This is a genomic window from Mesorhizobium sp. M0410 (genome assembly GCF_040321435.1).
Taxonomy (GTDB): Bacteria; Pseudomonadota; Alphaproteobacteria; order Rhizobiales; family Rhizobiaceae; genus Mesorhizobium.
The window spans coordinates 320,713-343,228 of record NZ_JAMYRN010000005.1; the positions used below are offsets into that span (position 1 = coordinate 320,713).

The 22,516-nt window shown below is 63.7% G+C and carries 25 protein-coding genes and 1 pseudogene; 15 read left to right on the top strand and 11 right to left on the bottom strand.

Annotated features, from left to right (window positions below; all coding sequences use genetic code 11):
* Positions 1 to 216: 216 nt before the first annotated feature.
* Positions 217 to 648, bottom strand: coding sequence for a winged helix-turn-helix transcriptional regulator (locus NKI63_RS09765; RefSeq protein ID WP_352777798.1), 432 nt, complete (start codon positions 646 to 648; stop codon positions 217 to 219).
* Positions 649 to 798: 150 nt separating this feature from the next.
* On the opposite strand from NKI63_RS09765, the gene NKI63_RS09770 reads away from it, so the two are divergent.
* Together NKI63_RS09770 and NKI63_RS09775 are read left to right on the top strand one after the other, a co-directional pair.
* Complete coding sequence (locus tag NKI63_RS09770; RefSeq protein WP_352777796.1) at positions 799 to 1,617, top strand: antibiotic biosynthesis monooxygenase; 819 nt, start codon at positions 799 to 801, stop codon at positions 1,615 to 1,617.
* 113 nt (positions 1,618 to 1,730) lie between these two features.
* A complete protein-coding gene (locus tag NKI63_RS09775) occupies positions 1,731 to 2,504 on the top strand; it encodes an SDR family NAD(P)-dependent oxidoreductase (RefSeq protein WP_352777795.1) in 774 nt (257 codons plus the stop codon).
* A 94-nt stretch (positions 2,505 to 2,598) separates the two neighbouring features.
* Here NKI63_RS09775 and NKI63_RS09780 read toward each other — a convergent pair whose 3' ends face one another.
* From NKI63_RS09780 to NKI63_RS09800, 5 genes are all read right to left on the bottom strand, one after another.
* Complete coding sequence (locus NKI63_RS09780; RefSeq protein ID WP_352505129.1) at positions 2,599 to 2,805, bottom strand: sugar phosphorylase; 207 nt, start codon at positions 2,803 to 2,805, stop codon at positions 2,599 to 2,601.
* Between the two features lie 182 nt (positions 2,806 to 2,987).
* Positions 2,988 to 3,464, bottom strand: coding sequence for a hypothetical protein (locus NKI63_RS09785; protein WP_352505130.1), 477 nt, complete (start codon positions 3,462 to 3,464; stop codon positions 2,988 to 2,990).
* A 210-nt stretch (positions 3,465 to 3,674) separates the two neighbouring features.
* Positions 3,675 to 4,283 (bottom strand): hypothetical protein, encoded by a 609-nt coding sequence (locus tag NKI63_RS09790; RefSeq protein ID WP_352505131.1) that lies wholly within the window; start codon positions 4,281 to 4,283, stop codon positions 3,675 to 3,677.
* A 216-nt stretch (positions 4,284 to 4,499) separates the two neighbouring features.
* Positions 4,500 to 5,780, bottom strand: coding sequence for a GNAT family N-acetyltransferase (locus NKI63_RS09795; protein ID WP_352505132.1), 1,281 nt, complete (start codon positions 5,778 to 5,780; stop codon positions 4,500 to 4,502).
* Positions 5,780 to 7,180, bottom strand: coding sequence for a lipopolysaccharide biosynthesis protein (locus tag NKI63_RS09800; RefSeq protein ID WP_352821246.1), 1,401 nt, complete (start codon positions 7,178 to 7,180; stop codon positions 5,780 to 5,782). Before NKI63_RS09800 ends, NKI63_RS09795 begins: the two co-directional genes overlap by 1 nt.
* A 276-nt stretch (positions 7,181 to 7,456) precedes the next feature.
* On the opposite strand from NKI63_RS09800, the gene NKI63_RS09805 reads away from it, so the two are divergent.
* Positions 7,457 to 7,642 carry a hypothetical protein gene (locus tag NKI63_RS09805; protein ID WP_031194557.1) on the top strand — a complete coding sequence of 62 codons (186 nt, stop codon included), beginning with the start codon at positions 7,457 to 7,459 and terminating at the stop codon, positions 7,640 to 7,642.
* 340 nt (positions 7,643 to 7,982) lie between these two features.
* Here NKI63_RS09805 and secA read toward each other — a convergent pair whose 3' ends face one another.
* Positions 7,983 to 10,715 carry a preprotein translocase subunit SecA gene (secA, locus tag NKI63_RS09810; RefSeq protein WP_352821249.1) on the bottom strand — a complete coding sequence of 911 codons (2,733 nt, stop codon included), beginning with the start codon at positions 10,713 to 10,715 and terminating at the stop codon, positions 7,983 to 7,985.
* A 252-nt stretch (positions 10,716 to 10,967) separates the two neighbouring features.
* On the opposite strand from secA, the gene NKI63_RS09815 reads away from it, so the two are divergent.
* A complete protein-coding gene (locus NKI63_RS09815; RefSeq protein WP_352821252.1) occupies positions 10,968 to 11,885 on the top strand; it encodes a peptidylprolyl isomerase in 918 nt (305 codons plus the stop codon).
* Between the two features lie 43 nt (positions 11,886 to 11,928).
* On the opposite strand, the gene NKI63_RS09820 is transcribed toward NKI63_RS09815, so the two are convergent.
* Positions 11,929 to 12,585 carry a TetR/AcrR family transcriptional regulator gene (locus NKI63_RS09820; RefSeq protein WP_352821255.1) on the bottom strand — a complete coding sequence of 219 codons (657 nt, stop codon included), beginning with the start codon at positions 12,583 to 12,585 and terminating at the stop codon, positions 11,929 to 11,931.
* Between the two features lie 109 nt (positions 12,586 to 12,694).
* Between NKI63_RS09820 and NKI63_RS09825 the strand changes: the two genes are divergently transcribed.
* Positions 12,695 to 12,931 (top strand): putative antibiotic biosynthesis monooxygenase, encoded by a 237-nt coding sequence (locus tag NKI63_RS09825; RefSeq protein ID WP_352737898.1) that lies wholly within the window; start codon positions 12,695 to 12,697, stop codon positions 12,929 to 12,931.
* 3 nt (positions 12,932 to 12,934) lie between these two features.
* Here the strand turns inward: NKI63_RS09825 and NKI63_RS09830 are convergent, their stop codons facing one another.
* Positions 12,935 to 14,161, bottom strand: a complete 1,227-nt coding sequence (locus NKI63_RS09830) for a caspase family protein (RefSeq protein ID WP_352821257.1) — start codon at positions 14,159 to 14,161, stop codon at positions 12,935 to 12,937.
* A 180-nt stretch (positions 14,162 to 14,341) separates the two neighbouring features.
* Between NKI63_RS09830 and argJ the strand changes: the two genes are divergently transcribed.
* The 5 genes from argJ to NKI63_RS09855 all read left to right on the top strand — a co-directional run bounded on the left by argJ (position 14,342) and on the right by NKI63_RS09855 (position 17,518).
* A complete protein-coding gene (gene argJ, locus NKI63_RS09835; protein WP_352821259.1) occupies positions 14,342 to 15,583 on the top strand; it encodes a bifunctional glutamate N-acetyltransferase/amino-acid acetyltransferase ArgJ in 1,242 nt (413 codons plus the stop codon).
* Positions 15,583 to 16,362, top strand: a complete 780-nt coding sequence (locus NKI63_RS09840; protein ID WP_352505140.1) for a GNAT family N-acetyltransferase — start codon at positions 15,583 to 15,585, stop codon at positions 16,360 to 16,362. Before argJ ends, NKI63_RS09840 begins: the two co-directional genes overlap by 1 nt.
* Positions 16,359 to 16,781, top strand: coding sequence for a (deoxy)nucleoside triphosphate pyrophosphohydrolase (locus NKI63_RS09845; protein WP_352491816.1), 423 nt, complete (start codon positions 16,359 to 16,361; stop codon positions 16,779 to 16,781). Before NKI63_RS09840 ends, NKI63_RS09845 begins: the two co-directional genes overlap by 4 nt.
* Before the next feature lie 125 nt (positions 16,782 to 16,906).
* The gene (locus NKI63_RS09850) at positions 16,907 to 17,212 is read left to right on the top strand and encodes a hypothetical protein (RefSeq protein WP_352505141.1); all 306 of its coding nucleotides are present in this window, start codon (positions 16,907 to 16,909) and stop codon (positions 17,210 to 17,212) included.
* 126 nt (positions 17,213 to 17,338) lie between these two features.
* Positions 17,339 to 17,518 carry a Flp family type IVb pilin gene (locus NKI63_RS09855; protein WP_352505142.1) on the top strand — a complete coding sequence of 60 codons (180 nt, stop codon included), beginning with the start codon at positions 17,339 to 17,341 and terminating at the stop codon, positions 17,516 to 17,518.
* Positions 17,519 to 17,566: 48 nt separating this feature from the next.
* On the opposite strand, the gene NKI63_RS09860 is transcribed toward NKI63_RS09855, so the two are convergent.
* Positions 17,567 to 18,439 (bottom strand): methyltransferase domain-containing protein, encoded by an 873-nt coding sequence (locus NKI63_RS09860; RefSeq protein ID WP_352505143.1) that lies wholly within the window; start codon positions 18,437 to 18,439, stop codon positions 17,567 to 17,569.
* Positions 18,440 to 18,493: 54 nt separating this feature from the next.
* Here NKI63_RS09860 and NKI63_RS09865 point away from each other — a divergent pair, with 54 nt between their 5' ends.
* The 4 genes from NKI63_RS09865 to NKI63_RS09880 are packed head-to-tail and all read left to right on the top strand — an operon-like array spanning position 18,494 to position 20,900.
* Complete coding sequence (locus NKI63_RS09865; protein WP_254816698.1) at positions 18,494 to 19,294, top strand: ComF family protein; 801 nt, start codon at positions 18,494 to 18,496, stop codon at positions 19,292 to 19,294.
* Between the two features lie 37 nt (positions 19,295 to 19,331).
* Positions 19,332 to 19,601 carry a glutaredoxin 3 gene (grxC, locus tag NKI63_RS09870; protein WP_254816699.1) on the top strand — a complete coding sequence of 90 codons (270 nt, stop codon included), beginning with the start codon at positions 19,332 to 19,334 and terminating at the stop codon, positions 19,599 to 19,601.
* Between the two features lie 10 nt (positions 19,602 to 19,611).
* Entirely contained in the window at positions 19,612 to 20,478 is an 867-nt protein-coding gene (locus tag NKI63_RS09875; protein WP_352751154.1) for a carbon-nitrogen hydrolase family protein, read from the top strand.
* The gene (locus NKI63_RS09880; protein ID WP_352691004.1) at positions 20,475 to 20,900 is read left to right on the top strand and encodes a DUF1178 family protein; all 426 of its coding nucleotides are present in this window, start codon (positions 20,475 to 20,477) and stop codon (positions 20,898 to 20,900) included. The genes NKI63_RS09875 and NKI63_RS09880 overlap by 4 nt, the downstream gene beginning before the upstream one ends.
* Positions 20,901 to 21,007: 107 nt before the next feature.
* Here the strand turns inward: NKI63_RS09880 and NKI63_RS09885 are convergent, their stop codons facing one another.
* On the bottom strand, positions 21,008 to 21,808 hold the full coding sequence (locus tag NKI63_RS09885) for an SDR family NAD(P)-dependent oxidoreductase (protein ID WP_352821264.1): 801 nt from the start codon (positions 21,806 to 21,808) through the stop codon (positions 21,008 to 21,010).
* 180 nt (positions 21,809 to 21,988) lie between these two features.
* Here NKI63_RS09885 and NKI63_RS09890 point away from each other — a divergent pair.
* Positions 21,989 to 22,516 (top strand): annotated as a pseudogene (locus NKI63_RS09890) (helix-turn-helix domain-containing protein); the annotation flags it as partial.

Consider the following 22,516-nt stretch of genomic DNA (forward strand, 5'->3'; position numbering starts at 1 on the left):
CACCAGACCCGAGCCCCGGATGCAACCTGGAGAAGTGAGCTATGCGGTAACGTTGTGGCACAACGCGAAACGGCTTCGTCTGGATCGTGCTGCGGCCTCGCCCCGCCGCCACGCCTAGAGCGGTTCATCGTTTCACGGAAAGGCCGAACCGCTCTATCCCTTTGTTTCTGCACAATTCCGGACGGAAAACCGTTCTACAACTTTCCTGGAATTGCTCTAGCGGAGGACCGCCACGACGTCGCCGACGTCGGCCTGTTTGCCATTGCCGGCGCGACGCAATTGCACCTCGACCGGCTTGCCGTCGGATTGGTCGCAATAGACGATGGGTCCGGGCCGCACCCATTTGTCGCCCCACTCGGTCAGCGCGATAATGACCGTTTTGAATTCCAGCCCCTTCCGGGTCAGGACGTATTCGGCCTGCTCGCCGGGGGCACCCGGGCGACGGTCCATCAGGCCGGCCTCGACGAAATCCTCGAGGCGCTTGGCCAGGATGTTGGTGGCGATCCCCAGGCTCTTCTGGAATTGCGAAAAGCGCGTGCAGCCGCCGAATATCGCGTCGCGCAGGATCAACAGGCTCCAGCGCTCGCCGACCAGTTCCAGGGCGCGTGAGGCCGAGCAGTTTTGTTTTTCATAGAGACGACCAAGCATGGTGTGAACATACCCTATTGACTTGCATCATGCAAGTATGCATTGTGCTTGCATGATGCAAGCGACAGAGGTCGAGAGAGCGTCGCTCCACTTCATCGCCCGAGATTTCGGGTGTCCATCAACCAATCAGATCCAGACAGGAGATATGCTATGAAAAAGAAAGAAGATTACACGACGTCATTCGTCGTTAAGCAAAGCCCCGAAGAGGTTTTTGCCGCGATTGTCAATCCGCGAGCCTGGTGGTCGGAAGATATAGATGGCGATACCAACAAGCTCGGTGCGATATTCTACTATCATTTCAAGGATATCCACCGCGGCACATTCAAGGTCACGGAGCTTGTGCCTGGCAAGAAGGTCGTCTGGCACGTCGCTCAGAACTACTTCAACTTCGTCAAGGATGCGACCGAGTGGACCGGCACGGACGTGGTCTTCGAGATCGCGCCGACTGATAAGGGGACCGAACTGCGTTTCACCCATGTCGGGCTGAAGCCGAGTGAAGAATGCTACGATGTCTGCCATGACTCGTGGCGCTTCTATGTCGCGAGTCTCCGCGACCTGATTTCGACGGGCAAGGGGCAACCCAACAAGGGCGAAGAGAACGCCAACCCAACGGTTGTGCCGCAAAACGAGGACCTCGGCGCCGTCGAGCGCAAGGCGGCAGGCGATGGCGCCGGGATGATCGTCATGACGACGGCAGCGGCGAAGCCCGGCATCGAAAGCAAGGTGCGGAATGCCCTGCGGGACGTGGCGGGGGCGGCCCGCAAGCAAAGCGGGTGCATCGACTATAGCGTCTTTCGCTCGGAGGCAGAGCCCCATGTTACCATCTGCGTCGAGCGCTGGGCATCGAAGCAGGAGCGCGACGCTTTTCTACGCTCGGCGGACGCTAAGAATTTCGTTTCGGCCATAACCGGCGCCTTCCTGGAGCGGCCTTCGCCGATCTCCTACACGACGTTGGAAGTCGGGTCCTAGTTGCAAGGGTTCGCCCGGCGATAGCGCCGGCTGCCCTGGAGCAATGCAACGGGGGAGACGGCGTCCAAGCGTGGAACAGAAAACCATAGCCTACTTGCATGATGCAAGAACGAATGGCTTGCATTCATGCAAGAGGAGGCGAGATCGTCGTGCCGAAATCGATGGAAGTCACAAACAAAGCCGTTCTCGTGACCGGGGCCAACCGCGGCCTCGGCAAGGCGCTGGTCGAGGAAATATTGAGACGGGGTGCGAACCGGGTCTATGCCGGCGCGCGCAAACCGCTCGCCCACGCGGATCGGCGCGTCACGCCGCTGATCCTGGACGTGACCGATGCGGTGCAGATTGGGGCGGCTGTCGAGCGGATCGGGTCTCTCGATATCCTCATCAACAACGCCGGCATCGGGCTCTACGACGATCTTGGCGATCGTGCTGCGCTTGAGCGACACCTCGCCGTCAACCTGCTCGGCGTGCATGGCGTAACCCACGCATTCCTGCCGCTGCTCACGCATTCGCGCGGCGCCGTGGTCAACATCCTGTCGGAAGCGGCTCTCGTTCCCTTCCCGATTATTCCGTCTTACTCACTGTCGAAGGCCGCCGCGTTTTCCATGACGCAATCGGTACGTGCTCTCGCCGGCGCTCGTGGCGTGAGCGTTCATGCAGTCCTGTCCGGTCCCATAGACACCGACATGAGCAGAGACGCCGATATACCGAAGAGCTCCGCGGAGAGCGTCGCGAAAGGCATCCTGGACGGCATGGCGCGAGGGGAAGAGGAAATCTTCCCTGATCCAAAATCGGCATCCATGGCCGAGAGCTGGCGCGGAAGCGCGTTCAAAGCGCTCGAACGCCAAATGGCGGCTTTCGTCCAAGCCATGCCCACCAAGCCATAGGCGACCGCCGCCATCGATAGGCTGCCAGCATTTGCAATTCAGCGCCCCACAGTGGAGCGGAACGTCATGCTGTTGAACGCAACTTCCCCGGTTTTCACCAGCGGATCACGATGACTTTGTCGGTCCCGTTGGCGAGTTCGACAGCTTCGGTGCCATCCGGTTTGCGGCTTTGGATTCTGGCGCTCTCGACAGCTTCAACGCCAACAATGTTGACTGCAAAGGCTTCATCGATTTCGGCGGCACAGACCAAGGTGTCCGGCGGCAGGTCCTTTACTTGATCCAACAACTCGCGAAGCTTCATGGTCGAATCTCCTTGGCGATAGCAGGAATGAGCAGCACGCTTTCGCCGCACATTCGGAACCATGTCCCTTGAGAAAGGTTCCCGATGAGGTGGAGATGCCGCAGAATGGGACGAGCGCGGCGATCCGCCCGTCGCGATGATGTGAACGCGCCGTGCGAAGCATCTGTCTCAAATCCCTGTCCCTAATGCTGGCGGTGCAATTCCTTGTTGATCATGCCGCCCATCGCTAGACCGACCGTCATCACCACAAAAGTCGCCGCGATAGATCGCTTCGGCAGCACCGTCTCCCAACCTGGCGTCAACCGCTTCGGCACGAAGCCATAATCTGTTGCCGCGGCAATGGCCGCTGCCGCCAACGCATCGCGAAATATCAGAAGCGACGGACGCGGCGGCCTCGAGGCGAGCCATAGTTCGAAAAGGAATGCCCAGAAGATGGAGGAAGCGTGATGCGTGCCATAGCCGACGAGCGTGTGCGCCACGTCACCCCGCCGCACCGACGCGGCCTGTTCGCCGTAGAGCCAGTGGCTGGTCGCATTCGTGGGCTGCAGGGCGCCTTTGCCTTCCCGCCTTGCAAGCAGGGCCAGCGCAGCTGTCGTGGCGAAGCTGACGATCGTACCCGAAACGGCTGCGGACAATCCTGTCTGGATCAGGCTTTTCACTTGGTCCTCCGTCGTTTCGCGGTCGGCTCCTTGGAACGCCTTTTGTCAACCCGCGGCAGGGTCGAGTCGTGATTGCCAAACGGCGAAACGAGTCCGAAGGTTCCGGGAACGGGCTTTTGGTTGGACGTTATCCCAGGAGCGTCCTCCGGGATAACGCCTTTGAGGTCCGGCTGCCTTTCCTGGCAAGCTCGGATCGCAGCCAGGCCGCTATTACATCGGCCCCGGCACCATCTTGGTTGGCTGCTCCGGCATCGGAAACGGATAGTTGTCGCATTTCACGTCCGGGTTCGTCGGGCTGAACATTCCGAGCGGGTTGTCCTTGAACAGCCAGGCGTGAAGGTCGTAGTGGTGGAACTCCTTCGGGATGAGCGGGTAATGCCCCTCCATCGGCCCCTGGAATGTCTGGCCGAAGAGCTTCGGCGGCTCCTTTGTGTCCGGCGTCAAGGGCACGAGCCATTCCGCGCCGACCAGGCGCAATTCGCCGCCGACCGGCTCATAGATCAGCACATTGGGGCGCGTCGGATCCGCGGTCGGGCCGACAGTCGTGACGTTGACGAAATGGATGCCCATCGCGCCCTTCGGGTAGTCCATCGCCCCCTCTACCTTTTCGCCGCTGTAGAAGACGCATCCTACCGTCGATAGATAAAGCTCGCGAATGGCAACCTTGTAGTCTTCATACCTGGACAGCGATTTACGCAGGGCATCGATCTCGGCTTTGTCGGGTTCGGCCGCCCGAGGAGTGGCGGCGTTCAGACACGCGCCAACGAGACCTGCCAAGGTGAGGATACCGACACGCCTGAAGTGAGTTGTTTTCATCATGCATTCCTCCCAGATTTTTTTCTTCTGGCCGTGCAGGACCGAGGCGGCAGTGATGCTGGACGCGCGGCCGTAATTGATCGCCTCATCCCGGTTGGGACTGCGTCGATGCTAATCCTTTCCGCTGATCGGGAGAATTAACCCTGACGACCTAGGCCCGAGAGAGCCGACGGTGCGGAGACGGACGGCCGGGCCGGGTCCCGCTTTGGACCCCATGCACTAGCGCCGGCGCAACAGGCTCCTCATCCGGTTGCGCAGCAGGCGCGCCATGTTGCGGGTCTCGCGATAGAGGTGAAGCTGCGACGCCGCCTGGCGGGCGGGGCGGTCGGCGTCCGGCGTCAGCCCGATCACCAGCGTGCCCATCGGCCTGCGCTCCGTCCACAGCCGGCTCATCACCGGATGGTCGGGCACCGCGCAGGAATCGGTCATCATGATGTTGGGGTCGTCGAGATGCTGCCTGGTCACCTCGATCATCAGCAGCGTGCCCGGCGAATAGGCAGCGAGCGTCTCGTCATAGGCGGTCTTCCAGGTGTAGGCGACGCCGGCCTCGACGAAGACGACCAGGCAGGCGACGGTGCGGCCGTCGAGCGTCAGCGAATGGATGCGACAGAGATCCTGCTCGGCCAGCCGGTGCACCGCTTCGCGGGCGAAGGCGGCGCGGTAGCGGTCGATCGCCATGGCGGTGCGCTCGCGGCCTTTCCAGCCGGCAGCCTCCAGTGTCAGGAAATTTTCGATGGCGTGGCGGATCTCGTCAGGCCCGCGCGCCACGACATGCTCCAGCCGGCCGAGGTCGGCGAGGCGGCGCTTCAGGCGGCGGAACTCGCGATAATGGTGGGCGCGCAGCGAAGCTTTCAGATATTCCTCGCCATCGAGCGCGCTTTCGAGCACCGGTCGGTCGGCCTTGCCGGTGGTGACCAGCGTCAGGCCGCGCGTCTCGGCGACGCTGGCGAGCAGGCTCGCCACCGGGCCGTCCAGCCTTATGTCGGGCAGCACGAAGACCTTCGGCAGCTTGAGATGCGGCCTCGACAGCATCGCGAAGAAATCCTCGATGACGCCGATCGGATCGTCGCGGTCGACCAGGGGCGTGCCGATCGGGCCGAACGGGCTCGACCAGGTGCGCATGACGGGAACGCCGAGCGGCACCACCGGTCGCTCGACCGAGAACGGCACCAGCAGGCGCAGCCGGTTGCGATACTGGTCGCCGTCCCGGATGACGGCCAGCCGCACCTCACGGTCCTCGAGCCTGGGCATGGCCGGCGCCAGGAAGCGCGGATTGAAGAAGACGTTGGGCTCGATCGTGCGGGTACAGAGATAGTCGAGCTCCTCGACCAGGTCGAAGCCGGCGGAGGCCGGATAGATGGCAAGCTTGCGCTCGGGCCGGTTGTTGGCGAGGATCTCGACATGGGCGGGATCGGCTTCGCGGGCAAGCCCGGCAAGGCCGGACACCATGGCGCCGGCCGGGCCGCCGCTGGTTTCCTCGAGCAAGGGGACGGCAGCCATCAGGCGGCTCCTTTGGCGGGCACGAAAATGACCATGGCGATGCCGAGCTTGCGCCAGACCGTAAAGGACAGCGCGCCGGCCTCGAAGATCATGGCGAAGACGGTGGCCATCGCCGCGCCCCACAGGCCGAAGAGCGGGATCAGCACGACGCTAAGCGCGATGTTGAAGGCCAGCGTCATGGCGTAGACGGCAGCACAGATGTTCTGGTTGCCGCTCATGGTGAGCAGGCTTTCGCAAGGGCCGACGGCGGCCCGCGCGACGACGCCGAACACCAGCAGGAACAGCAGCGGATAGCCGGCGGAAAATTCCGGGCCGAACAGGGTCAGCATCGGCTCGCCCAGGGCCAGCACGAGCAGCGCCATCGCCAGCGACGGCCAGAAGGTCCACGACACGGTTTCGCGGGCGAAGGCGGCGAGCTTGTGCGGCTCGCCATGGGTGAACTGCGCATAGCGCTGGGCGACGCCGGCCTTGACGGCGAAATAGACGAAATGCACCAGCGCCAGCGTCTTGACGGTGGCGAAATAGACGGCGACGTCGTTGGGATCGAGGTAGGCGCCGACCATCAGCACGTCGGCATTGGTGAGCAGGAAGAAGAAGCTCTCGACCAGGAAGATCGGCAGCGACACGATGAACCATTGGCCGAGATGCAATTTCATCGGCCCGGCCGGGATCCTTCTGTCCATGCGCGACGTCACGCCGATGAGCTGACCGAGCGTGGTGGCGTAGGTGGCGGCGATCGCGGCGAAGATCGCCGTTCTGGCGTCCGGCGCATAGCCCGCCAGCAGCATCAACGCCATGAACGCCAGGATCAGCAGCGGCCGCACCAGAAAGGTCGGCGACAGCGCAAACAGCGCCCAGGAATTGGCCCGCGCCAGCCCTTGCAGAAGGTCGGACATGGCGATCATCGGCAGGCAGATGATGCCGAGGATGAACGGCACGACATAGTAGTTTTCGATATAGGCCGACAGCAGCCAGACGCCGAGCGCGCCGAGGCCGGCGATCGCAGTCGAGGCAATCAGCACGAACAGCCGGCTGGCCCGCACGATGCCGCGCAATTCGGCCATCATGCCGCGCGCGCGATATTCGGGGATGAAGCGGATGACAGAGGTGTGGAAGCCGAGGCAGGCGAGATTGCCGACGATGACCATGGTCACCCAGACGAGGACGAAAATGCCGTACTCGAACGAGCCCATCCAGCGCGCCATCAGGACCTGGCTGACGAAGGCGATGACGGCGCTGACGATGCGGACCGAAAAGGCGATCAGCGACATGCGGCCGGCTTCGCCGCGCTCGCCGGCGGTGAACAGCACGGCATCGATCAGGCCAAGCAGCGGCCTTATGCGCAGCGCAAGGCGCTGCGGCAGGAACCGCCCGGCTGTCGTCGCCGCGGAAAAGCGCACCCAATACTCTCCGTTTTCCCGCCAATTTACAGGGGCTTGGTGTAGCGGAGACACATTAAGAAACGGTTGGGTGGGAAGTTCCCTTCGCCCCGTCTCTATACGGGGAGAAGCTGCCGGCAGGCGGATGAGGCGCGGCGCTGGCTGCTTCATATTCATCATTCGCGCAACCCTTCAACCTGCTCGGGAGTGTCTCAGTTTGAAATCCGCGGAAACGCCTATCCCGTTTGCCCCATATGCGAAACGCCTATATGCTGAGCGGAACGCACGGCAGCAACAATGGTCTACACTGTCATCTGGTATGGAAGGCAGGGCATCGTCGACAAGGTGATCTTCGACGACGAGAAGACCGCGAAAGATCATGCAACCTCCATGTTTCAAACCCGAAAGGGTGACGATGGAATCGTGTCCGTTGAAGTTCGTAAGGACAACGGCGCTGTCGTCTTTAGCCATGCCGAGAACTAGGAATGCCAACCGGACCTAAAGGCCAGAAGCGTCCTGCCGACGTGATCGGCAATGCCGTCCACGTCATGCGTATTGCTACAGGCGAGGAATCCGATGACGTGGTTGACGACGGTAAAGACCTGCCGCGAAAGCGCTGGGCGCGAAAGGCGGCCCGAAGCGGACCGAGAATATGACGCCAGAGCGTCGCCCTAAAATCGCCAAAAAGGCTGAGCGCCCCCTCTGGCCTGCCGGCCATCTCCCGCTCAGGTGCGGAGATTGGCTAATTGCCAACGCCTCCGCTGCCCCTCATCCGCCCTTTGGGCACCTTCTCCCCGCGAACGGGGCGAAGCAAAGCAGCGCCTTACGCAAACGCCCCGTGGCAATGCTTGTACTTCTTGCCCGACCCGCAGGGGCAGGCTTCGTTGCGGCCGATCTTGCCCCAGGTGGCCGGGTTCTTCGGGTCGCGGTTTTCGGGGGCGACGATGGCGTTGGTCTCCTGGCGGACCAGGACGGCCGTGTCGCCGCCTTCGAAATCGTCCTCGCCGGTCGAGCCGTCGATATGGCTGCCGAACATGTCGGGCGCCTCTGGCGGTGGCGCTTCCGCCGCCTGGCGGACCAGCTCGACGCGCATCAGCTGCGCCGTGACGGCCTGGCGCAGATTGCCCAGCATCGCCTGGAACAGCTCGAAGGCCTCGCTCTTGTACTCCTGCAGCGGATCGCGCTGCGCATAGCCGCGGAAGCCGACGACCGAGCGCAGATGGTCGAGATTGACGATGTGCTCGCGCCACAGGTGGTCGAGCGTCTGCAGCACCACGGAACGCTCGACATAGGTCATCACGTCGGGGCCGAAGCGCTCGGCGCGCTCCTTGGCGGCGGCGTCGGCGGCCTGGCTGACGCGCTCGCGGATGTCGTCCTCGGCAATGCCTTCTTCCTTGACCCAGTCCTCGACCGGCAGATCGAGGTTGAGGAATTCGGCGATCTCGGCCTTGAGCCCGGCGACGTTCCACTGCTCGGCATAGGCGTTTTCGGGAATGTTCTTGGCGACGATCTCCTCGATGACGCCTTCGCGCATCTCGGTGATGGTCTCGGATAGGCCTTCGCCGTCCATCAACTCGAGGCGCTGCTCGAACACCACCTTGCGCTGGTCGTTGGAGACGTCGTCATATTTCAACAGGTTCTTGCGGATGTCGAAGTTGCGCGCCTCGACCTTCTTTTGCGCCTTTTCCAGCGCCTTGTTGATCCAGGGATGGATGATTGCCTCGTCTTCCTTGAGGCCGAGCTTCTGCAGCATGCCGTCCATGCGCTCGGAACCGAAGATGCGCATCAGATCGTCCTGCAGCGACAGGAAGAACTTTGACCGCCCGGGATCGCCCTGACGGCCTGAGCGGCCGCGCAACTGGTTGTCGATGCGGCGCGATTCATGGCGTTCGGTGGCCAGCACATAGAGGCCGCCGGCGGCGAGCGCCTTTTCCTTCAGCCGGGCGATGTCGTCGCGGATTTCCTTTTCCTTGGCCTCGCGCTCGGGGCCAGCCGGCATGTCGCCAAGCTCCTCGGCGATGCGCATGTCGGCATTGCCGCCGAGCTGGATGTCGGTGCCGCGGCCGGCCATGTTGGTGGCGATGGTGATGGCGCCGGGTTTGCCGGCCTGGGCGACGATCGCCGCCTCGCGCTCGTGGTGGCGGGCGTTCAGCACCTCGAAATCCTTGAAACCTTCCTTGCGCAGGCGCTCGGCCAGCTGCTCGGATTTCTCGATCGAGGTGGTGCCGACCAGGGTCGGCTGGCCCTTGGCGCGGGCTTCCTTGATCTCCTTGACGATCGCCTTGTATTTCTCCTCGACCGTCCGGTAGACCTCGTCGTCTTCGTCAATGCGGATGACCGGCAGGTTGGTCGGGATCTCGGTGACGTCGAGATTGTAGATGTTGGCGAATTCTTCGGCCTCGGTCAGCGCCGTGCCGGTCATGCCGGCGAGCTTCTTGTAGAGGCGGAAATAGTTCTGGAAGGTGACTGAGGCGAGCGTCTGGTTCTCCGGCTGGATCGCCACATGCTCCTTGGCTTCGAGCGCCTGGTGGAGGCCTTCCGAATAGCGGCGGCCGGGCATCATGCGGCCGGTGAACTCGTCGATGATGACGATCTCGCCGTTGCGGACAATATAGTCCTTGTCCTTCTGGAACAGCCGGTGCGCCTTCAGCGCGTTGTTGACGTGGTGGACGATGGCGACGTTCTCGACGTCATAGAGCGACTCGCCCTTGAGCAGGCCGGCATCGCGCAGCATGTTCTCCAGCTTCTCGGTGCCTTCCTCGGTGAAGATCGAGGTCTTCTGCTTCTCGTCGATCTCGTAGTCCTGCGGTTGCAGCTGGACGATGAAGGTATCGATGGTGTTGTACATTTCCGAACGGTCCTCGAGCGGACCGGAAATGATCAGCGGCGTGCGGGCTTCGTCGACCAGGATCGAATCGACCTCGTCGACAATGGCGTAGCTATGGCCGCGCTGCACCATCTGGGCGCGCTCGTACTTCATGTTGTCGCGCAGATAGTCGAAGCCGAGCTCGTTGTTTGTGGCGTAGGTGACGTCGGCGGCGTAGGCGACGCGACGCTCCTCGTCGGACAGGCCATGGACGATGACGCCGACCTTAAGGCCGAGGAATTTGTAGACGCGGCCCATCCATTCGGAGTCGCGCGTGGCCAGATAGTCGTTGACGGTGACGACATGGACGCCATTGCCGGCGAGCGCGTTGAGATAGACCGGCAGCGTCGCCACCAACGTCTTGCCTTCACCGGTCCGCATCTCGGCAATACCACCATTGTGCAGCACCATGCCGCCGATCAGCTGAACGTCGAACGGCCGCATGCCGAGCACGCGACGGGCGGCCTCGCGGACGGTAGCGAAGGCCGGCACCAGTAGGTCGTCGAGGCTGGCGCCGTTGGCGATGTCCTGGCGGAATTTGTCGGTGCGGGCCTGAAGCTCGGCGTCGGAGAGCGCCCGCATCTCGTTTTCCATGGCATTGATCGCCTCGACGCGGGGCCGGGTCGATTTGACCCGACGATCGTTGGAGGAGCCGAAAACCTTACGGGCGAGACCGCCGAGACTGACCATCCAATGGCCCTTTCGATAGCATTCCAAGTCGTTGCGACGGGCGCCGGCTGGCCCCATCAAATCCACGTGAACGCGGACAAACGCAAAAAGCGCCCGGAAAACGGTTCTGGACGCAAAGTCGTTGGACAGATAAGAGGGGGCTCATTCGATGTCAACGCCGCGCTCGCCCTGTCGACCGCGCCAAATTCCGCCACAATCCTGCTGGTCTGGAAGCCATTCCGCTCTAGCTACCCTGCTTTGGAGATAATCGTAATGTCTGTATTGTTCCGCCGTGCGTCGCTCGCCAGCCTTGGTCTGGCATTCGGCCTGTCGGCCCTCTCGCTGTCGCCGCTGATGGCACAGGAAGCCGCCCCTGCCCAGCCGGCAGCACCCGCCCCGGCGGCCAAGCCGGTCGATCCGAACGCCGTGGTCGCCACCATCAACGGCCAGACGCTGACCGAGGCAGACCTTGGGCTTGCCGAGGGCGAGCTGTCGCAGCAGTTCGCGCAGCTTCCGCCCGAGCAGCGCCGCGCCGCGGCACTGTCGGCGGCGATCGAAATCCGCGTCATGGCGGCTCAGGCAGTGACTACCGGCCTCGACAAGGATCCCGACTTCCAGCGCCGCATGGCCTTCCTGCAGCAGCGCGCGCTGCATGGCGAAATGGTCGAGAAGGGCGTCATCGACAAGGTTACCGATGCCGAGGTCCGCGCCCGCTACGACCAGGAAATCGCCAACACGCCGCCCACCAACGAGGTGCACGCCCGTCACATCCTCGTGAAGACGAAGGAAGAGGCCGACGCCATCATCAAGCAGCTCGACGGCGGCGCCGACTTCCAGAAACTCGCCAACGAGCACACCAGCGATCCGAGCGGCAAGACCAGCGGCGGCGATCTCGGCTGGTTCGGACCTGGCCAGATGGTGCCGGAGTTCGACAAGGCGGCGTTTGCGCTGGCGGTCGGCAAATACACCGAGCAGCCGGTGCAGTCGCAGTTCGGCTGGCATGTCATCAAGGTTGAGGACAAACGCACCAAGCAGCCGCCGGCGTTCGACCAGGTCAAGGACCAGGCGCGCCAGGCGGTCATCCGCGACAAGTATTTCGCGCTGGTCAAATCGCTGCGCGCCAACGCCAAGGTCGACATCCCCGATGCGAACCTGAAGAAGACGGTCGACGCGCTGGAAAGCGCCAAATAAGCCAGATTGGGCTAAGACAGGGCGCGCTGCCGCCCTGTCGCTTCTATTTGGTAGGGCGCGCGAGGATGCGTCGACGCCGCCGCCGGACCGCCGTGGCGTCGCCGGCATCCTCAGCGACGATGCCTTTCAAGATATAGCCGACCGCCCTGCGTAAGATCGCCTCGTCCTCGTCCAGGCGGTCTGTCAGAAGGTGCGCCCAGGCAAACGAGGCAATCAAGTCGGCGACGACAGTGGCATCGACACCGGCTGCCACCTCTCCCCTTGCTTTGGCGCGTTCGACCATCTGGCCTGTGTGGATGCGACGCCCTCTCGCGTATTCGGCAAGGGCGGCGGCGGCTTTTTCGTCCGACTGCGCCTCGGCGATCAGCGATCTGAACACGCTGCCCGACGATGTGTCGCGCCAGTGCGCGAACAAGCTCTTCAGGAAGCCGACGAGATCTTCCGTAAGGTTCCCGGTATCGGGATTGTCGACGCGCTTTTGCCGCTGGTAAACGTCAAGCAGCAAGGCGGCCTTGCTTGGCCACCAGCGATAGATCGTCGGTTTTCCGGCACGTGCGCGGCGCGCCACCGCCTCGATCGAGAAGCCGGAATAGCCGGCTTCGACCAGCACCGCCTCGGCGGCATCGAGAATGGCATCGGCGCTTTCGGGGCTGCGCCGTGCGCCGGCTGACCTGCGTCCGGGATCGGTGATTTCGCCCATTTCTTTGTCCTTACCCCCGATTTCAGCAGCCATCATATACAACTCTTGACGAAACGGAACGATCCGTTTTATACGAAACGAAACGTTCCGTAACGATAAGAGAACAGCAATGACTTCGGCCGTCGCCACACGTTTTTCGCGCCTGCGCTTCGCCCTGCTGGTGCTGCTCGGCGTCTATCCGCTGATCACTGCCATTTTGTACGTGGTTTTTCTGCTGACACAGGAATGGCAGATCTGGCAGCGTACGCTGGTCATCGCGCCGCTGATGGTCTCGATCATGATCTGGGGACTGATTCCGGGCGTGCAGCGGATGTTTCGTGGCTTCCTCAACCCGACCGTCCGGTGACGGTCATTCCAGCGCTTGCGACGTTTCCGACGCAACGCGCCATTCGCCGTCGGCCAGAACGAGTTCCAGCGTCACCCGCGCCTTGCCGGTCAGGCGCTGCGCCGATTTGTTTTTCGGCACATAGTCGTAGTTCATGGCGAAAACCACGTCGGCACGATCCTTGCCGTGCGGCGTCACCTCGAGGCTGCCGGGCTCGAGACCGAACGACCACGACGCCCATTGCGCGAACCAGTCGGTCTTGACCTTGACGATGGCCTCGCTGTCGTAACGCGTGCCGTAGATGGTGGCCGACGAACCGTAAAGCCGCTTGACGGTTTCGCGCATTCTCCTGGCATCAGGCGCCAGATAGTTTTCGCGCAAGAATTTTTCGATGGCACCCTCGTCGCCGACGGAGCGTCCGAGCGCAGCCACCTGCGACGCGGGAGCCGGGCTGACGGCCGGTTTCGGTTGCTGGGCAGTGTCTCCGCCCGGAACGAATTCGAAACGCTCGAGCAGCGACCCCTGCTCCCAGGGACGCTGCGCCTCGCGCGTTGCGGAAACGACGTCGCGGCGCACCGCGATCATCATGTCGTTGATGCTTTGTCCGGGCTCGGCCATGTGCCGCAAAAGCGCCGCGGCGAAGGGCGAGTTGCGCCCCGTCCCGTCCATTGCGACGGCGCCAGGCGCCGTCGAGAAGGCGATGAAGGAGCCGCGTGTCGACTCGAACTGGGCAAGGCCGGCGAGAGCCGTCGCCGAGCGCGTCGTGGCGCTGCGGCTGAGACTTCGGGCAAACGGGTTGTTGCGGCATGCATCGAGGAAGACCAGGCTGACCTTGGTCTGCTGCTCCATGATGTCGAGAACCTCGTCGATCGGCACCGCCTCGAGTTGCAGCTTGACCGGCATGTCCAGCCTGGCGTCGACCGGCACGATGAAGTTGCGCCCGTCGACCTGCAGGCCGTGGCCGGAATAGTAGAACAACCCGGCACCGGCACCTTGCAGCGCATCGGAGAATTCGCCGATCTTGCGTTCGAGCTCGCGCTTGCCGAGATCGTTGCCTTCGATCACCTCGAAACCGATGGCGCGCAGCTTGTCGGCGATGTCGAGCGCATCGTTGACCGGATTGGCCAGCGTGCCGGCTTCGGCGTAGCTGCCGTTGCCGACCACAAGCGCCACGCGCCGCGCCGTCTGCGCATCGGCGTGCAGCAGCAGAAAGCCCAGAAACGCCAGTGCCAAGACCACAAGCCTGCCCATGGGGCAGGATCATAGCGCTATCGGTCGCAGCGACACCAACAAATTTGCAACAGCCTGCTTGCGGCCGCGGCAGGTGTCAGGCTTCCGGTAGCCATAACGGCTGTGAAAACGCCTTGCGCCGGCGCGTGCTATCGGGCAAACCGGCGTTCCTTTCGCGATTTTTCCCGCCCGAGGTCTTCCATGTCCGCACAGGTTTCGCCGCTCGCGCCGAAGAAATATCCCAAGATGCCGGTGATCGAGGGCGTGCGCATCGCCACCGCGGAGGCCGGCATAAAATACAAGAACCGCACCGACTTGCTGGCCATGGTGTTCGACGCCGGCACCACCGTCGGCGGCGTGTTCACCAGGTCGAAATGCCCGTCGGCGCCGGTCGATTTCTGCCGGCAGAACCTCGTGGCTGGCAAGGCACGCGTGCTGGTGGTCAATTCCGGCAATGCCAATGCCTTTACCGGTCAGAAGGGCCGCGCCTCGACGGCACTCACGGGCGAGGTGGCGGCGAAGGCGGCCGGCTGCACAGCGGGCGAGGTGTTCCTGGCCTCGACCGGCGTGATCGGCGAACCGCTCGACGCCGGCAAGTTCAGCCATCTGCTGGCCGGCCTGGTCAAGGACGGCAAGCCGGAATTGTGGACCGAAGCCGCCAAGGCGATCATGACCACCGACACCTATCCCAAACTGGCGACCGTGACGGTCAGGCTCGGCGATGCCGACGTCACCATCAACGGTATCGCCAAGGGCGCCGGCATGATCGCGCCCGACATGGCGACGATGCTTTCCTTCATCGCCACCGACGCGCCGATCGCAGCACCCGTGCTGCAGGACCTCTTGTCGCGCGGCACGGCCAAGACCTTCAACGCGGTTACCGTCGACAGTGACACCTCGACCAGCGATACGCTGCTGATGTTCGCCACGGGTGCTGCCGCCAGGCGCGGCGCGCCGGCAATTTCCGACCCCAAGGATGCGCGCCTCGGCGCCTTCCGCCGTGCCCTCGGCAAGGTGCTGAAATCGCTGGCACTGCAGGTGGTGCGCGACGGCGAGGGCGCCCGCAAGCAGGTCGAGGTCATCGTCACCGGGGCCAAATCGGCTCGCTCGGCCAAGCGCATCGCGCTGTCGATCGCCAATTCGCCGCTGGTCAAGACGGCGGTCGCCGGCGAGGACGCCAATTGGGGCCGCGTCGTCATGGCCGTCGGCAAGGCCGGCGAACCGGCCGACCGCGACCTTCTGTCGATCTGGTTCGGCGACAACCGCCTGGCCTATCAGGGCGAGCGCGACGCCGCCTATTCCGAGGAGGCGACTTCGGCGTATATGAAGCGCGACGAGATCCGCATCCGCGCCGATATCGGCATCGGCCGCGGCAAGGCGACGGTGTGGACCTGCGATCTCACCAAGGAATATGTCGCCATAAACGGCGATTATCGGAGCTGATGGCGTTGGCTTCCAGACATCCGGCAAGCGTGTTGGCGATCGTGCGCCGCTATGAGGCGGCCGGCTTTCGCGCCTGGCCGGCGGCCGCCGTCCATTATGACGGTACCTGGGTGGTGCGGCTGACGGCCGGCCACCCGGCCAAGCGGCTGAATTCGGTCAATCCGCTCGATCCGGGCGACATCCAGCACATTGCTGAGCGCATCGGTCGCGCCAGCCGCCGCTTCGACGCCTATGGCAGGCCGCTGACCTTTCGCATCTCGCCGCTGTCGGGCCCGGATCTTTCAAAGTACCTCGACAGCGAGGGCTGGAGCATATTCGCCGAATCGCTGGTCATGCGGCTGCCGCTGGCGGACGCCACGCTCGACGACGCCATGGACCAGATTCCGTTGAAGGACATCAGCCGTTTCATCGGTGCCGCACTCAAGGTGAGCGGCTCGGATGTGTCGCTGCGGCCGGGCCTGTCGGAGATCATCGGCGCCATCCAGCCGGAGGCCGGACTGTTTGCGCTGGAGGCCGGCAGCGAGCCGCTGGCAACGTTGATCTGCGTACATGACGGCGATCTTGCCGGCCTGTTTGAGATTGCCACCGACAGATCGGTGCGCAACCAGGGCCATGGCCGCCATCTCATCCGGTCGGCGCTGAAATGGGCGCGGCTGCGCGGGGCGCGGGAAGCTTGGCTGCAGGTCGAGGCGGACAACGCGCCGGCGCTGGCGCTCTACCGTTCGCTCGGATTCGACGAAGTCTATCGCTATCACTATCGCCGGCCACAAGGCGCATGAGCGGCTTGGATACGGTCGGCAAACGCCTGCTCCTGGTCGCGGCCTGCGCGCTGGTCGATGCCGACGGGCGCGTGCTGTTGGCGCAGCGGCCCGAAGGCAAGCAACTCGCCGGCCTGTGGGAGTTTCCAGGCGGCAAGGTCGAGCCCGGTGAGACGCCGGAACAATGCCTGATCCGCGAATTGTACGAGGAGATCGGCATCGAGACCGACATCCCTTGTCTGGCGCCGCTCACCTTCGCCAGCCATTCCTACGATGATTTTCACCTGCTGATGCCGCTGTTCGTCTGCCGTCGATTCCGCGGCATTGCCCAGCCGAAGGAAGGCCAGGTGCTGAAATGGGTGCGGCCGCGCCAGATGCGCGATTTTCCAATGCCGCCGGCCGATGCCCCCCTGATCCAGTTCCTCATCGATCTGCTCTAACGGCCGACCTCCGTAAGCGGGCAGCGCCGCAACGCTGGCAGCAGGCGTTAATGAAAGATTTATCTAGCCGTGAAAAATTGACGCTAGGCGGTTACGCCGATTCCACCGCTGGGGAGCGATTTTGCATGAGCCTCGACAAGGACTGGGACTCGCCTTGGCCCGACCGCCTTCCTGGTGCCGCCAATGCCGGCATGGGAATATTGCGCATCGCCCTTTTGTTCGGCTCGGCCGCGGTGGCTCTGGCCTTGATCGCGACGCCCTACCTCGACAGCCGGACCCGCTCGCAGTTTGCCCGCGACGGGCTTGATACGATGAGCACCGGCTCGATCGGCCAGCGCGATAGCTATACGCTACGCAAGAGCGTGCTGCAGCCGCTGCCCAGTTCGGTCTGCGTTATACGGGCCGATGGCAGAAGCAGCGGCGACTGCTGACTCCTCAACAAATATCTAGGATTCGGCTGTTTCCTAGAATGCGGCTGGTTCACCGCGCGTTAAGCCTGTCGCGTTAACCTTTCTTAACGGGTCGGCGCTAGGTTCGGGCAAGAGGGATGGGCGCCCATGAAAATCTTGCTGCAACGATTTTTAGAAGACGAGAGGGGTGCGACGGCTATCGAATATGGTTTGATCGTTGCCGTGCTGTCGCTTGCCATTGTCGCTGGTGTCGGCCGGGCTGCCGATGCGATTCAGTGGCTGTTCAGCGACAACAGCAGCAGGCTTGCCAACGCTTTTGCGCAGTGACCCGCTTAGCTTTGATGGGATACGCTTAGCTTTTGCGCAAGGATACGCTCAGGGGCCGCCGGGGTTTTCCAGGATTGTCTTCAGCGATATTTTTGCGGAGCCCGGCTTCAGCGGCTTTTGCTGAGAGGCATCGGGCGCCCAGCCTGACATCCAGACCACCGAGAAACTCGCCCTGACGCGGCCATCGGCATCCGAAAACCGCTCCGCATAGATTTCGGCGGCGCGCGCGAACAGCGCTCGCGTGCCCGGCCGCCTGCTGCGGTCGACAAGCGCGCTGGTCTCGCCCATGGCGCGCAGGTCGGCGACCAGGCCAAATAGCGAATCGTAGCGCACCGTGATCGTCTCGACGTCGGCCACCGGCAGTGCCAGGCCGGCGCGCTGCAGCAGCGCGCCGGCGTCGCGGACGTCGGTGAACGGGATCACACGCGGGCTAGCGCCGCCATAGAGCTCGGTCTCGGCGGCAAGCAGGCTTTCGCGCAGTTCGGAGAGCGTGCCTGTGCCGGCGAAGGCGCCGAGGAAAAGCCCGTCCGGCTTCAGCGCCCGGCGGATCTGCACCAGCATGCCGGGAATGTCGTTCATCGCCTGCAGCGACAGCAGCGAGACTGCGAGGTCGAGGCTTTCCGGTTCGAATGGCACGGTTTCCAACGGCGCTACCACTCCTGGCTGGCCGGCCAGGAAAGCGGCGTCGGCCTCGACGCGCACGTTTTCCGTCACCTTGCCGCTTTCAGCGAGCACCTCTGCTGCTGCCGGCGTCTGGCAAAACAATGAGGCCGTCTTGCCGAACCTGCGTTCGACGGCGTCGAGCCGGTCGGCAAGATCCTCGGCCGCCCGCCGCATGAGGAAATCCGCGCCGACGATGGGACGGGCCAGTGCCCGGCGCTTGCGCGCCAGCCAGAGCGAGGTGTCGATTACAGGCTGCAATGGGCAGGTCCTTGTGCTTCGCTCTCTGATATAGTGATGCGAAGGACCAACCACGTGGCCGATCCCATGCCAGAGATCAAGCGTATTGCGATCAAGAGCATTGCCCGCAAGGCATTGGGCTGGCCAGCGCGCCTCTTGTTCCCGCCGGTCTGCGCCGGCTGCCGCCGCCATGTCTCGCAGCCCGGCGTGTTGTGCGGCGCCTGCTGGCCGAAACTCAGGCTGCTGGAACGGCCGTGGTGCCCGGTGATGGGCACGCCGTTCACCCACAGTATGGGTGAGGGTTTCCTGTCGGCGGAGGCGATAGCCGACCCGCCGCCGTTCGAACGCGCGCGAGCGGCGGTTGCCTATTCCGGCGTTGCCCGCCAGATGGTGCAAGGGCTGAAATACCAGGACCGCACCGATCTGGCGCCGTGGATGGCGCGCTGGATGCTTCGCGCCGGTGCCGAGCTCATCGCCGAGGCCGACGTGGTCGTGCCGGTGCCGCTGCACTGGCGGCGTTTCTTCCGACGGCAGTTCAACCAGTCCGCGGAACTGGCGCGGGCGGTGGCGCAGCTCGGGGAGCGGCCTTTCGCGCCATCAGCCATCAAGCGCGTCAAACTCACGCGCCAGCAAGTCGGGCTGGAGCGGCGGGAACGCGAGGAAAATGTTCGCGCCGCATTCAAAGTGCCTGATGAGGCGGAGATCGAAATCGCCGGCCGCCGGGTGCTGCTGATCGACGATGTCTACACCACCGGCGCCACCGTCCGCGCGGTTGCCAGGGCATTGACGAAGGGCGGTGCCGGCGCGGTCGACGTACTGACCTTCGCGCGCGTGCTGCCGGGGGACTTTCGGGCCGACGAATCGGCGCCTATATAGCCTATATGACAGCAGAACGAGGCAGGATTGCTGACCGATGGTCGATGTGACGATCTACACGCGGATGATGTGCGGCTATTGCACCGCGGCCAAACGGCTGCTCGACAGGAAGGGCGTCGCCTATACCGAGCACGACGCCTCCTTCTCGCCGGAACTGCGCCAGGAAATGATTTCCCGGGCCCATGGCCGTTCCACCTTTCCGCAGATATTCATCGGCGACACGCATGTCGGCGGCTCTGACGATCTCCACGAATTGGAGGCGGAAGGACGGCTGGACGGATTGCTCGCCAACGGCTCGACCAGGTAAGGACATGACGATGGGTGCTTTCAAGGCCGCGGCGATCCAGATGCGTTCGGGAACCAGTCCGGAGCGCAATGCGGTCGATCTGGAACGGCTGGTCCGCGAGGCGGCAGGTCTTGGCGCGTCCTATGTCCAGACGCCGGAAATGACCGGCGCGCTGATCCGCGACAGCCAAGCGCGGGCCGCTTCCTTCACCTCCGAAGACAAGGACATCGTCGTCTCGACGTCGCGGAGGCTGGCCAAGGAGCTCGGCATCTTCCTGCATATCGGCTCGACCGCCATTCTGCGCGCCGACGGCAAGCTTGCCAACCGCGCCCTTCTGTTCGGGCCGGACGGTGCCACGATTGCCACCTACGACAAGATCCACATGTTCGATGTCGATCTCGACAATGGCGAGAGCTGGCGCGAATCCGCCGCCTATGAGCCTGGCACCGAGGCCGTCGTCGCCGAAATCAATGGCGTGAAGCTCGGCTTTGCCGTCTGCTACGATCTACGCTTTCCGCAGCTGTTCCGTGCCGAGGCGCTGGCCGGCGCCAATCTGCTTTCGGTGCCCGCCGCCTTCACCCGCCAGACCGGCGAAGCGCATTGGCATGTGCTGCTCAGGGCGCGCGCCATCGAGAACGGCGCCTATGTGGTTGCCGCGGCGCAAGGCGGCGTGCACGAGGACGGCCGCGAAACCTATGGCCATTCGCTGATCGTCGATCCCTGGGGCCGCATCGTCGCCGAGGCGGCGCATGACGAGCCGGCGGTGATTGTCGCCGAGATCGACCCGGTGCAGTCAGTCGCCGCGCGCAAGAAGATACCGAATCTCAAAAACGCACGCGATTTTGCCGTAAACGCCGGTTCGGCGGAGGCAATGCCGCTCAGGGGTGCCGCCTCTTGATCCGCTTTTCCCTGATCTGCGAACACGAGCACGAATTCGAGGCCTGGTTCCGCAGCAACGACGATTTCGACACACAGAAGAGGCGCGGTTTCATCGATTGCCCGGCCTGCGGCTCGCACAAGGTCGAGAAGGCGCTGATGGCGCCTGCCGTCTCGACCGGGCGCGGCCAGGAGAAGATCGCGCTGGCCATGGGCGAGGCACAAAAGCAGGCGCTGGCGCAGCTCAAGGCGCTTGCCGAGAAGGTGCGCGAGAACGCCGATTATGTTGGCGACAAATTTGCCGAGGAAGCGCGCAAGATCCATTTTGGCGAGAGCGATCCGCGCGGCATTTATGGCGAGGCGACGCTGGAGGAGGCCAAGAGCCTCGCCGAGGATGGCGTCGAATTCTTGCCTATTCCAAGTTTCCCCGACGACCGCAACTGATCGGTCAACTTGCTCCGGACATCAGGAGGCATCTCTGCGCGCCGTGAGGGGTCGGGGCGGCGCCGAGGGGCGGCGATGCCGCGACCCCTGCATAAGCGTCCGCAGTTTCAGGCCGAGCAGCAAGGATGGGCCTCGCGGGTAATCGTTTCGCTCTTTCCTTCATGCCCACTGCTCGACGGGCTTGCTTCGCTTGCCGGGCTTGCTTCCGCATAGGCTGCAAACTGGCGTTCAAGCGCCTTGACCGCGCTGCTGCGCCAGCCCTCCGCCACGGATTCCGACATGGGATCGGGGAAGATCTCCTCCTCGCCATTCTCCACGCCGTCCAGGATTGCCCGCGCAACAGACTCCGGAGAGGCCTTCGCTATGTCCAGGCCCCGGGTCATATCCGTGTCCACGGGGCCAGGAAGGACCCTGTGGACGCTGACACCCTGTCCGGCCAAAAGGGTGCGTAACGACTGCGACAGCGAGAATGAGGCCGCCTTCGAGACCGAATAAGCCGGACTGAACGGCACGGCGGCAATCGAGGCCAGCGACAGAATGTTGACGATGGCTCCCCGCGACCGGGCCAGCAACGGCAGCAGAGCCTGGGTAACGTCATACGATCCGAAGAGGTTTACGGCGAGTTGTTGTTCGAGCACACGACGGTCGCTGAGGTCATCGAAGGGCGATACGCCGGCGTTGTTGATGAGGATATCGAGAGCATCGATCTTCTCGACGGCCTCCCGGATCTGCGCAACGTTGGTCACATCCATGGTCAGGGACGTCACACGCCGGTCCGGGTGGGCCATGGATTGGCGAGTTGCGGCATAGACGCGCTTTACGCCTCTGCTCAGGGCTTCCTCGACCAGTGCCCGACCGATGCCCCGATTGGCGCCAGTCACCAGGATGGCTGTACCTTCGATCTTCACTGCGTCTCTCCTAGTGCTTATCGTTGCGTTCGAGCCCAGTGCACAATCTAGCCGCGACTCAAGGTTGGCGCGCCGCAACTCAGGTTGGCTACAGTCGCCGTTGTCGATACGACTGGTTGGTGAGATGGACTTAGCGCCGGATGTCGAAGCCATGGGAGTGACAAGTGTGACGGGATTCCGATGGACTCGCTGATCACGGCCGCGGCGCATGCGCTTGCGGCGGGCGATCCGCTCGGCGCCTTGAAGCGGGTTGCGCTGCGCGACGATGCGCCGGCACTGGCGTTGCGCGGTATCGCAATGGCGCAGCTTGGCGACCTGGCTCGGGCGAAGGTTCTTCTAAAAAGGGCGGCACACGCATTCAGCCCGAGGGAGGCCGTGGCCCGCGCGAGGTGTATAGTCGCCGAGGCCGAGATCGCGCTCGTCTCGCGGGACCTCGCCTGGCCGGCCAAGACACTCGACGCCGCGCGGGCGACGCTTGAAAGGCATGGCGACCGCGTCAATGCCGCACATGCGCGCAACCTCGAAGTCCGGCGCTTGCTGCTGATCGGCCATCTCGACGAAGCCGAGCGCAGGCTGGACGGCTTCGATCCCTCGCCGCTGCCGCCGGCATCGCGGGCCGCCCACGAGCTGGCTGTCGCCGGCATCGCCATCCGCCGCTTGCGGACCGGTCCTGCGCGCGCCGCACTCGGCCTGGCGGTGCGTGCGGCG